The sequence below is a fragment of the Streptomyces sparsus genome (assembly GCF_054776295.1).
Genome location: NZ_BAAHCA010001358.1, coordinates 1 through 957, shown reverse-complemented (window position 1 = coordinate 957; position 957 = coordinate 1). Strand labels below are relative to the sequence as shown.

The following is a 957-nucleotide window of genomic DNA, read 5'->3' as shown; positions in this document are numbered from 1 at the left end:
GTGGGGCTGCCGCGGGCGAGGTGCGATCGGCAGGCGGCGCGGCGTGAGCAGACCGGGTGCGCAGCCGATGACTCGCCGCCTCGTCCAGGGACACCGGGCGCTGCTGACGCGCGGCCAGCCGGGCGGCCTCGTGGCCCAGGGCGGCCACGTCCTCCCAGCGCAGTCGGAGCACCACGGTGAGTTCGGCCTCGCCGTCGGGCAGAGCGTGCAGAGGAAGGCTGCTGCGATCGTTCATCGGCGGACCCTTCGATGCTCGGGAGGTGGACACGTCGTGTGCTGCGTGCGCCCACCGCGGGATACGCAGAAGCGGTCGGAAACGTTCAGACTGCGGTGCGATGTGTCCCCGGTTGCCTCCGGCGGACGTCTCACGGGCGATCGGATCTTTCTTCGGCGCCAATTCGGGTAGGCGTCCCGCGCGAACACGCCGCAGTCCCGGGCGGCATCTCATCCGGGGGACCGCCCCGTGCGGGAGAGTCAGCAGAAAGAAGGGTTCATGAGTTATCCGTCCGCCCACTCCGACCAGCCGCAGGGAAGCCCGCGCAACGGCCTCGGGATCGCCGCGCTGGTACTGGGCATCATCGCGCTCGCCACCTTCTGGACCGTGGTGGGCGGCATCATCCTGGGCATCGTGGCCATCGTGCTGGGCATCATCGGCTTCCGCCGCCAGCGGCAGGGCGTCGCCACGAACGGCACGATGGCCATCGTGGGTGCGGTGCTCGGCGCGCTGGGACTGATCGCCTCGGCGATCATCCTCGCCGTGGGCGTGTCGTTCTTCAACAGTGAGGAGTTCGGCAACCTCACCGAGTGCCTGGAGCAGGCGGAGACCGCTGAGGAACAGCAGGAGTGCGAGCGGGACTTCAGCGACCAGGTGGGGTGACCGACCGCAGCCCGGACGGACGCCGTGCCAGCGTCCGCCGACGAGCGGCCCCCGTTCCGGACGGAGATCCGGGACGGGGG

General features: G+C 70.5%; 1 protein-coding gene and 1 pseudogene. One reads left to right on the top strand and one right to left on the bottom strand.

Annotation, left to right across the window (positions count from 1 at the left end):
- Positions 1-235 (bottom strand): annotated as a pseudogene (locus ACYVE9_RS28415) (hypothetical protein); the annotation flags it as partial.
- 258 nt (positions 236-493) lie between these two features.
- Here ACYVE9_RS28415 and ACYVE9_RS28410 point away from each other — a divergent pair.
- Positions 494-877 carry a DUF4190 domain-containing protein gene (locus ACYVE9_RS28410; protein WP_461030758.1) on the top strand — a complete coding sequence of 128 codons (384 nt, stop codon included), beginning with the start codon at positions 494-496 and terminating at the stop codon, positions 875-877.
- Positions 878-957: the final 80 nt, after the last annotated feature.

Bases quoted from the DNA above. Each gene is read 5' to 3' on its own strand.
- ACYVE9_RS28410 (WP_461030758.1), top strand. From the start codon at position 494: ATGAGTTATCCGTCCGCCCACTCCGACCAGCCGCAGGGAAGCCCGCGC.